The sequence below is a fragment of the Syntrophomonas wolfei subsp. methylbutyratica genome (genome assembly GCF_001570625.1).
GTDB lineage: Bacteria > Bacillota > Syntrophomonadia > Syntrophomonadales > Syntrophomonadaceae > Syntrophomonas > Syntrophomonas methylbutyratica.
The window spans coordinates 116,127-125,774 of record NZ_BBQT01000007.1 but is presented as its reverse complement, the minus strand read 5'-3'; the positions used below and the strand labels follow the sequence as shown (position 1 = coordinate 125,774).

6 protein-coding genes and 1 tRNA gene are annotated in these 9,648 nt (G+C 45.0%); 3 read left to right on the top strand and 4 right to left on the bottom strand.

Features of this window, described 5'->3' with window-relative positions:
• Positions 1–284 precede the first annotated feature (284 nt).
• Positions 285–2,087, bottom strand: coding sequence for an oligoendopeptidase F (gene pepF / locus AWB54_RS07485; protein WP_061213984.1), 1,803 nt, complete (start codon positions 2,085–2,087; stop codon positions 285–287).
• A gap of 371 nt (positions 2,088–2,458) precedes the next feature.
• Between pepF and AWB54_RS07480 the strand changes: the two genes are divergently transcribed.
• A complete protein-coding gene (locus AWB54_RS07480; RefSeq protein WP_061213983.1) occupies positions 2,459–3,229 on the top strand; it encodes an NYN domain-containing protein in 771 nt (256 codons plus the stop codon).
• Positions 3,230–3,559: 330 nt separating this feature from the next.
• On the opposite strand, the gene AWB54_RS07475 is transcribed toward AWB54_RS07480, so the two are convergent.
• From AWB54_RS07475 to AWB54_RS07465, 3 genes are all read right to left on the bottom strand, one after another.
• Entirely contained in the window at positions 3,560–4,780 is a 1,221-nt protein-coding gene (locus tag AWB54_RS07475; protein WP_061213982.1) for an LCP family glycopolymer transferase, read from the bottom strand.
• A 197-nt stretch (positions 4,781–4,977) separates the two neighbouring features.
• Positions 4,978–6,081, bottom strand: a complete 1,104-nt coding sequence (gene hflX / locus AWB54_RS07470; RefSeq protein WP_061213981.1) for a GTPase HflX — start codon at positions 6,079–6,081, stop codon at positions 4,978–4,980.
• 186 nt (positions 6,082–6,267) lie between these two features.
• Positions 6,268–6,999, bottom strand: a complete 732-nt coding sequence (locus tag AWB54_RS07465) for a DUF169 domain-containing protein (protein WP_061213980.1) — start codon at positions 6,997–6,999, stop codon at positions 6,268–6,270.
• Between the two features lie 421 nt (positions 7,000–7,420).
• On the opposite strand from AWB54_RS07465, the gene AWB54_RS07460 reads away from it, so the two are divergent.
• Both AWB54_RS07460 and AWB54_RS07455 read left to right on the top strand, forming a co-directional pair.
• The gene (locus AWB54_RS07460) at positions 7,421–9,394 is read left to right on the top strand and encodes an S-layer homology domain-containing protein (RefSeq protein ID WP_061213979.1); all 1,974 of its coding nucleotides are present in this window, start codon (positions 7,421–7,423) and stop codon (positions 9,392–9,394) included.
• A gap of 169 nt (positions 9,395–9,563) precedes the next feature.
• Positions 9,564–9,639, top strand: a tRNA-Ala gene (locus tag AWB54_RS07455).
• The last annotated feature ends 9 nt before the right edge of the window (positions 9,640–9,648 follow it).

Genomic DNA, 9,648 nt, shown 5'->3' with positions numbered 1-9,648 from the left:
AGGCCAAACTAACAGCCCTGTCGGTAAATTTAAAGCGGATAGCCAAGCTGGTATCCGCCTTAAAGGGTTTACATGTTCTCATTTTGAAGTTATTATCTCCGTTAGTGGTTAACCGACCAGATTGTGATTGGGTTGCCGCCCAGGCGGCTTAAAAAGGATACTTTTTCAGTGGTTTCGGACGGTAGACGGTCCTTTTGACACCTTACCCCTCACCCCTCACTTTCCTTACTAAGCAAAAAAGCGCCAGGGCTTTTTGGCCTGACGCTTGCTATTGGGCTCAATGCTCAAACATTCAACACCGCTTCCATTTCCGTCACCAAACGGGCAAAAAGATGCAAGGCTTTTTCTACCGGTTCCGGGGTAGTAAGATCAACCCCAGCTTTTCTAAGTAAATTAAGCGGATAATCAGAACTGCCCGATTTGAGAAATTCCAGGTAGCGATCAACGGCCGGCTTACCCTCGTGCAATATCTGCTCCTTCAAAGCAACCGCTGCGGAAAAACCGGTGGCATATTTATAAACATAGAAGGCAGAATAGAAATGAGGTATACGAGCCCATTCCATATCTATTTCTTCATCCAATAGCGTATCCGGGCCATAGTACAATCGGTTTAATTCACGATAGTTATGACAAAGACCTTCTGCCGTCAAGGTCTGGCCCTGTTCCACCTGCTCATGAATCTTCTTCTCAAACTCGGCAAACATGGTCTGGCGGTATACGGTTCCCCGGAACTGTTCCAGGTAGTGATTGATAAGATAGGCCTTTTCCCGGGGTTCACGGCTTTGAGCCAGCAAATAATCAATAAGCAGCAGTTCATTAACCGTAGACGCCACTTCCGCCACGAAAATACTATACTGGCTGTAAACATAGGGCTGGTTTTTATTGGAATAATAACTGTGCAGGGCATGACCCATCTCATGAGCCAGGGTGAAGACATCATCCAGTTTATCATCATAGTTCATAAGAACATAAGGATGGGAGTCGTAACAACCCCAGGAATAAGCCCCGCTGGTCTTTCCCTCGTTCTCATAAACATCAATCCAGCCGCCCTTCAGCCCGCCCCGCAAAATTGCCAGGTATTCATCTCCCAGGGGCTGCAGGGCCTTTAACACCATTTCCTGGCTCTTCTCATAGCTTACCTTGCTTTTAAACTCCTTAACCAACGGAGCATAGATGTCGTACATATGCAGTTCATCCAGGCCCAGGGCCTTTTTCCGCAAGCGCAGGTAACGATACATGGGTTCCATATTATTGTGCAGCGTTTCCACCAGGCGCTCATAAACCTCAGGAGAAATATTATCCTGATCCAGCGAAGCTTCCAGGGCTGAGGGATACTTGCGCACCCGGGAATAGAAAATATCATTTTTGACATTGGAAGCAAGGCTCATAGCCAGGGTATTCTTTACTTTACCATAAGAGCCGTATAAAGCCGTAAAGGCTTCTTTCCTCACCCGGCGCTCATTACTCTCCATAAAGCTGCCATAGCGCCCTTTGGTAAGCTCCACCGCTTTGCCTTCTTCATCTTGAATTACCGGGAACTTGATATCGGCATTATTGAGCATTCCAAAGATGTTTTTGGCCGCCAGGGACAAATCCGCACTCATAGCCAATATGCGCTCTTCCTCCGGGGAGAGTATATGTTCTTTTTGCCGCATCAATTCATCCAGCAAACGCGAATACAACTGCAGATCTTGGTTCTCGTCCAAAAAAGCCCGTATTTTCTCCGGTGCCAGGCTGATTATCTCCGGAACAATATAGGAGCTGGCGCTGCCCAATTCTATACTCAGTCGCTGCACCCGGTCAAAGAGGGCCTGATAATGGGAATTGCCGTTATCCTCATCCCGCCTCATACGGGCATAAACATAGAGCTTTTCCGCTTTGCGTTCCAGTTCATGGGAAAATTCCAATACTTGCAAGAGTCGGGCGGAAGAACTACCCAGTACTCCCCTATACTTCTCCAGTTCCGGTATCTGTTCTTCCAGTTTTTTATAATCCTCTTCCCAGCTATTTTCGTCCGCATAAATATCTTCCAGCTTCCATTTATACTCCGGGCTGATTTCTTCCCGTTTTTTGCTCTGGCCTTCCATTCTGTTCCCCCTTTTCTTCCTGGCTTCGTATTATTCTTAGTTTTCAAGCCTTTTAGCATTATACCCCATTTACCAGCTTATTTTGCAGTAGTATTCGATATAGGGCCGGGAAGACCCCTTCCTGAACGGAGCGAAGGGAGGGATAGTTACGAGCAAAATAGAAGGAGTGGTAGCGTGAAAATACTTTTTCGTATCGCCGACGGTAGCGGCAAGATGTAGGTTTTTATGAAATATTAAGGTAGGCAGGATAATAAAAAAACTTCCAAATTAGTTTTTTACCATTTTAATTACACTAAATTAGAATATTTGAATTGTTTTCTACATAATGTTATAATTTGGTGAGATTATGATTATTTAGGGGAGGTGTTTAAATGGGGGTGGCAATTCTTGTTGACTTAGCTAATATTCATTTAGGATTAAAATTTAATTACCTTAATCCACCACCTTATGAACGTTTGGCACAAATAATTAATGATTATGGGGCTACTCAAGGAGATATAAGAATAAGAAAGGTTTATACAGATTGGAATGATGGTCGTTTAGAAAGAATTGCCAGACAATTTGCTAGCGCTGGTTTTAGAGCTGAACAGGTTACCCGCAAGGCTAGTGGGAGAGATAGAACGGATATATGTCTTTCTTTAGATGCTCTTGAATTATTCTATAGCGAAGACGATTTAGATACTTTAGTATTGGCAGCAGGCGATGCGGATTATGTTGAAGTAATGCAAAGATTGCGAAGTAAAGGGAAGAGACTATTTGTTATTACTCTTGAGAAAAACTTTGCCTCAGAGTTGTTACCTTATTTAACAGGACACGCAATTATCGAAAAGGAATTAACTTCAATAGGGTATGATTTAATTGATTATTCTCCGTTGTTGAAATTCCTGTATAATTTACAGCAATTTCATCACTCGAAGACTGGCGGATTTGTTGCAGCTTCTCTTTATATGAGGAAATTGGAGGAATATAATATTGTTACACAAAATACTGCCAAATCCTTATTAAGTCAAATGATAGAAAATAATGTCATTGCCAAGTATACTGTCGAGAATCCAAGTACGCCAGAACACCCAACTTCTGCTATAAAACTAAATGAATCAAGTGAAGTTGTGAAAAATTTTATTCGAAATTATCTTGACTAAAATCTAGCAAACCACATATAATAGTATTGGTATTAAGTATTAGGGTATTATGGTTTAAGATTTAAGGCTAAAATTCTGAATTAAGCCTATTTTATTAGTGAGATTATGTTTTATGACTATGAATTATGCAGGGAGAAGCTACAGATAAGTAGGTTCTCCCTAAATCTTTATGGATTATAATTGTGTGACAAAACATTGAATCAACCCTCCTTTCCAGGAGGGTTTTTCTTTTTTCTGAAACCCATATATGGTATAACGCCTGTTTTCTTAGGAATCCGGGCCGCTTAAAGAAGCGGGGAATATATTTCACCTCGTGTAGGCTGGTGGAAGCTACAGCAAGGGATCGGACTGGGTAGTATCCGGCTGTTTCTGTCCCTCATCCGGCGGTACAGGAGCCGGGGTCGTCCCGCTTCCTCCACTATTTTCCGGTGAATTTGACCCCTCGACCGGCCCTGGTGCAAGTGGGGAATGTTCTTCCCCGCTGATATTTTCCTTTTCCCCTGGGATAACCGGCTCTAAATAACCTTCAGGGGAAGATAAATCTTCTTCTGTTTCCACAGCTTGTTCCTCCTGCCCTGCTTCGAGCTCGCTGGCTTCAACCGAATCTCCGGGGCTTGATGATGGGGCCGGCTTCTGTTTAACCCAGGCGGGCCTGGCTTGGGCCACCTCAAAGGTCTTGCCGGCAAAAAGGGCGGCAACTAAGCCATTGGCTATCTTTTCATCAGCCTGCCAGTAGCTGGCCCCGCTGGCCGGGTCGGTATAAGAGTAACCGGGCAAGGTCTGGGTAATCATATCTTCGGTCTTGAAATCCCGAGCGGTCTTCGCCAGGTAAATCATGTCATCTGCTGGTAGATTGGTTTTAACATTTTTCGCTATCTCCGGCAACAGACGGGGAAGTTTAAGGATGGTACTACCCTGTAGTACTTCCTCCGCCAGAGCCTTGACAAAGGTCTGCTGCAAACCCGTACGGCCAATATCTGCAGTGGGAACCCCACGAAAACGGACAAAACTCAGGGCCTGCTGCCCATCCAGGCGCTGCTGTCCCTGGGAAAGATTTATCTGCAGCTTGGGGTCGGGATCCCAATGGTACATATCATGCTCCACATTAATGTCCACCCCTCCCAGGATATCAATAATCCTGGCAAAACCATTAAAATTACTTACCACATAGTAATTAACCGGGATTCCCAGTAAATCGCTTACTACCTTACAGGCCGCCTCGGGTCCCTTAATATAATTTACACTATTTATCTTATCATAACGCTTAGGGGAAACCTCCACCCTGGTATCCCGAGGAATCCAAACCAGGGCCACTTTCTTATTCTTGCCGTCTATGCTGGCCAGAATCATGGTATCACTGCGAGAATTTACCTCATTGGAACGAGCATCAATACCCATAAGGAGAATATTAACCTGCTTGCCGCCGCTGATTCTAGTCTGTACTGATTGTTCGGTAAACTGATCCCCGATAATTTTCCCCAGTCCAAAAGCAGCCAAAAATATTAGACCAAATAAGACTATCTTCTTCCTAAAAACATCTTTTATTCGCATTCGGACTGCCTCCGCTTCTTTTTAGCACTTATCAACAAAATTTTACTCACTCATTTTAACGCCGCCACCTTCTATTGTCTATGCTTTTATGGCCCGGCTTCTTTCAGCACAATTAATCGGAATTTAAAATTATTACGAAAAATAGGATTTTTTAAGATGAAATGCCAAGAAGCAATCCGCTATTGTCGGGAAAGAATTTAAGATATAGCTTCCAGCCGGTTTTTGATTTGGCCAAGCAGCTCCTCTATCCCCTGGCCAGTGCGGGCCGATACATAGTTGGGAGGAGCTTGGATGGGACTTATTCCTTCCAAGAGGTCAACTTTGTTGAATACCGGCATGATTCTTTCTTTTTCGGCTCCGAGTTCTTCCAGCACCCCTTCCACTACCTTGATCTTATCCAGATAAGCAGGATCAGCTAAATCTACTACATGTAAAAGCAGATCAGCTGCCACCGCTTCCTCCAGGGTAGAGCGAAAAGCTGCCACCAAATGATGAGGCAAGTTCTGAATAAAGCCAACCGTGTCCGTAATGAGAACTTCATAGTGGGAATCCAACTTAATTTTCCGGGTAGTGGTATCCAGGGTTTGAAAAAGGCGGCGGTTAGCTTCAACCTGGGGCTGCCCACTGCTATGGGCCACCTGGCAAAGAGCATTGAACAAGGAGGACTTCCCGGCATTGGTATAGCCCACCAGGGATATAACCGGGTATCCGGCCCGGCGCCGCTGTTTTTTATGCAATTCCCGGGTCTTTTCCAACTTTTCCATCTGCCGTTTTATTTCCTGAATACGGTTTCTAATATGCCGCCGATCCAATTCCAGTTTCTGCTCTCCGGCACCCCTGGTCCCTATTCCCGCCCCCAGCCGGCTCAATTCTTTTCCTATACCTGTAAGCCGTGGCAAGCGGTATTCCAGGCTGGCCAGTTCTACCTGTAAAAGACCTTCCCGGCTTCTGGCTCGCTGGCCAAAGATATCCAGAATCAGAAGAGTTCTATCAACTATTTTTATCTGTAGTTTATCCTCCAGCTTTCTAAGCTGGGTAGGAGAAAGCTCACTATCAAAGATCAAGAGCTCAGGCTCCTTTTCAGCTAGCAGATGCTCAAGTTCCTGTAGTTTACCTTTGCCGATATAAGTGGCAGCATGGGGCTTGTCGCGAGCCTGGGTTAGAGTAGCCACCACTTTCGCTCCGGCGGCCTCAGCCAATCCGGCCAGTTCCTGCATAGAGGAGTTAAACTCCGCTTCTTTTGCGGTCCCGGTTTTTACAGCAACCAGTATCGCTTTTTCCCAAGTATTTCTTTTAGACAATGATTCAGCTCCTTGTTTATTTATTTTCTTGTTGTCCTTTTAAATAAGAATTATAGGCACTTATCATCAAGAAAATAGATTATTTAGACGCAGAGGGGCGCAGATTTTTATGATTAGCGCTTAATCTTATTAAACTCACTTCTATTTTCATCGGTGGTTGTGCCCTCTGGCCATGGGGAGGTAGTTCTAATTCTCTAACTTGGCCTGCAAACGCTTGTAAGCAGTTTTTTCGATGCTGCGTTTCATAATAGTATTTTTAAGCTCAGGAAGTACTTCAACTATCTCTTCCAAATCTTTAAAAGGTACTCCCAGCAAAACTTCTTCTTCCTTCTGGTCGGTAGAGCCGCGTCCACCAAAACAACTGAGGCTCAAGTTGATGTTTCCCTCTAAAAAGGGTATAACCGTGGTATCTACGCAAACTCCCTGTGAAACAGCAGTAGTGAAAGAGTAGCGGCTTCCTTTATGATAGTTGTCGGCTATCAGTACCCACATTAAAGTCGCGGGCTTACCCTGCAGGATAACCACCTGGGGCTCAAAATCCGCCTCATCCAGTGCTGCCAGCAATATCCGGGGATAAGCTCCCAGGGGAATTCGGGGGGTAAGAGCGGAGACCTGGCTCGCCAATTCGGGGGAGGCGAATAGATTCAGCCGACTATGCATTTCCCCACTTCTTATTTTTTCCGGCAGAGGCCTTAAGCCCAGAGCAGCAGCACCATTGGCACAGGCCAGGTTATCAGCAGTAGCCAGGAGCTTGTCCCCTCTCTGGGCCAGCATAACAAACTGGCAAAAACTAAGATCCAGATCGGAGCGGTAATCAGGCGGAACTTCCTCTTCATCGCTAAGAAAACGAACCGCCACCGGTCGCCGATACAGTTCTAAAAAATACTTCAGAGCCTGAGCATAACTATAGTAATCCATTTATCAAGCACCCCTTTCCCCCTCACTAATATAAGGCAGCTTTTTCTTAAGTTTTTAATCGCTTCAACCATATCTTTTTCATAAGCTTAATCTTCTTTAAACCACTAAATAGCGTAAATATCATTATTATAGCACAGCTTTTCCTCCCCTCCATCCTCTTAGAATACCAAGTTATTTCTCTTTTCAGGAAGGAAAAACCATGTTTTTAGCAAATAGATATATAAAGTAAGACTTGCTTCAGGTGGAGTTTTAACTCCACCTGAAGCTTAGTCGCTCTTATCCAGAGACTTAGTCGCTCTTACTCCCGCCTATAGAGGCGGGAGTCTTAGAGCGAGTTAGTCATCGGATAAATGCAGATTTTCTATGACATGGTTTGTGACCGTCAAAGAGGCAAATTTTTAAGTGCAAAAGGAGGATCATCATGCAAAGAAAGTTCTGGGCAGGCCTGTTATTTCTATCCCTTATTTTTAACAGCTTTATATTTTCCGGGCTGCCCCTGTCCGCCGCTACAAGTTTTCCGGATAGCAGCAGTCACTGGGCCAAAGATTATATCCAGCAGTTATCCAGCTTGAATTATCTTTCTGGCTATCCGGACGGTACTTTTAAACCGGACCGGGATATGAGCAAAGCTGAGTTTATTACGGTATTAACCCTCTGCCTGGGGGTCGAAGCCAGTGATAAAACCACTGTGAACTACAAAGATACCGGTAAACACTGGGCCCTGGGGCGTATAAACGAGGCCGTCAAGCGGGGGATACTTATCCCCGCCGAAGATCCTGACGGTTTGCGCCCGGATGAAAGCATCAAACGCAGCCAGGCAGCAGCCATGCTGGTCCGGGCTCTGGGTAAAACGGCAGATAATGGCACTCTGCCCTTTAATGATCGGGCTGCAGTGGAAAAAAGCGATTACCGCGGTTATATAAAAACCGCTTATGACCTGGGGCTTATATCGGGTTTTCCCAACGGCAACTTTGAGCCATTTCGCAATATGACCCGGGCCCAGGTCTGTACTGTAATGTCCAAATTCCTAACTGCGCGGGGCATTTCTACTCCAGTCACTCCCCCGTCCAGTTCCGTCACCGGTAATATAAACACCCTGGCTCTGGGAGAACGCTTGTTCAACCCGCAAACTACTCCCATTTATATCAAGATTAATTTCACCGATCTTAGAATCTCCTCTATTGTTGCTGCTGGATCTTCAGTTTTAATCAATGGAAACCAGAAGCTGGAGCTGGAGTCAACCAGCGATAATCCGGATCTTATCATCGACAACAACCGTTATGCTATTAGAAGATATTCGCTTAGCGGCAATAAACTGGTAGCCTACCCCGGTTGCCGCAAATTCAACCGGATCAGCCCCGGCACCTACACCTACAATTCGGATTATATCAAGCTCTATATAAATTCGGTAAACAGTGAACGCTATCTTTCCGACCTGGAGATAGTTGATGAATATACGGTGAAACTGGGGGAGAAAAACTATAACTTGAGCCAGGATAAGATTACCATCCAATTGGATAAGGATTTTTACGATATCAAGCGCGTTATCATGGGAGACAGCGATACTTCACCCCAGCTCAATAAAACCGATCCGGTGGTTTTTGAAGGTCTTTCCATGAGTGATATTCTGGCCATCTTTACCGGTACATCAACCCTCAACCTGCAATCCAGCAACCGAATAGACTTCATTATTGACGGGAAACGCTATACCATGTCCCAGGTTAAGCTGGATGCCAAAGGTAATTTTACCGTTAACAGCACGAACTACCCCTCAGCCAATGTCATAATGATTATTGACGGCACTCAATACAAGATAAATCACATCGATATAAACAATAGTAGATTCATATTTTATTGCGATGCCGGCAGTACTCACGAGTGGGTAATTATAAACAATGAGTACCACAACCCGGACGATGTCAGAATACTCTGGGACGGAGGCGTCTATGAGCTTAATGAGATAATTACCGTAAAGCGCAATATCCTGCGCATAAAAGGCCGGCAATATGATCTCGATTCCAGCTTCAAGGTACGCTTTGATAACAAAGTCTATGATATTGACCGTATCGACTATGACGCCAGCATGCAGGCTACCGTAATAGAAACGGGTAAAACCAGCACTGGTTACCTGGCCAGCCAGCCCCAGAAGTTTGTCTTCTTCAAAGGCAGCCGTAAGCTCCAGGAAGGAGCCAACAATGTCACCATATATGTAAATTATACCTGGGTGGATTTCAACCAAATCCTTATCGTGGATCCCTCTCGCCTGACTTATAAGAACAGCAACTACGAGCTGATTGGAAGCCGTATAAAGATTGACCGTATTGAATACAAGATTGTAGACAGCTCATGGCATGGCCTGAACCAGGTGCTGGATCTCTACCTGGAAGAAACTTGATGAAATAGTAAAGGCGATTTCCCATAATCCCTGAATGAAATTAGCCCGGGTAGGGATACAGAAACTTCCCTGCCCGGGCTAATTTGGCGCTTTCATGCTTGATATCTTTTAATTAATTCCAACGAAACTATAGCTGCAATAATTTTTTTTGTGATATAATGGTCGGCGTGGGGGCGTGGCTCAGCTGGGAGAGCACCTCGTTCGCAACGAGGGGGTCAGGGGTTCGAATCCCCTCGTCTCCACCAAAAAATCAA